This is a genomic window from Lysobacter sp. TAB13 (assembly GCF_052113885.1).
Lineage (GTDB): Bacteria > Pseudomonadota > Gammaproteobacteria > Xanthomonadales > Xanthomonadaceae > Lysobacter > Lysobacter gummosus.
Window position 1 is genome coordinate 1 of sequence record NZ_JBFRDR010000168.1, and the last position, 482, is coordinate 482.

Here is a 482-nt window from a genome sequence, read left to right on the forward strand (position 1 = left end):
TGCCAACAGGATCTTCAAGGAACGCTGAAGCAGAGCCGACACGAAGGAGCTGTCTGGGGCATCGCTTCAGACAGGCGCGGCCCGTGACCACGATTCCATGGTGGCGAGGGCGCCTTACCAGGCCCGTTTCTAACCGGACAGCCCGGCCAGGCCATCACTCTCGATGTCGCCACGCAGAGTTGCCTGGCTGAGGCTTTGCACGGCAATGACGGCCTCCAGGCGATTGCGGGCGTGGAGCTCTTGCATCAGTAGCGTCATGTCGCCCTTCACTGTCTTTTCGCTCAGCGACAGAGCGCTTGCGATCTCCCGGTTTCGCTTGCCGCTGGAAAGCAGGCTGACGATCTGGTGTTCCCGGGCCTGGAGTTCGGAAACGGCACTGGTCGCGTGTTGCAGGGCTTGTGCTTCAGGACGCGGATGATCCGGGCTGCGAAGCAGGGGAAACGAACAGCTCGCCGCAGCGTAGCGCATCGATCGCCGTACAC

1 protein-coding gene is annotated in these 482 nt (G+C 62.4%); it reads right to left on the reverse strand.

The genetic code is table 11. From position 1 onward, the window contains the following. Positions 1–129 precede the first annotated feature (129 nt). Positions 130–482, reverse strand: a 353-nt coding sequence (locus AB4Y92_RS25655) for a response regulator transcription factor (RefSeq protein WP_441822182.1), incomplete at its 5' end; no start/stop codon positions are given.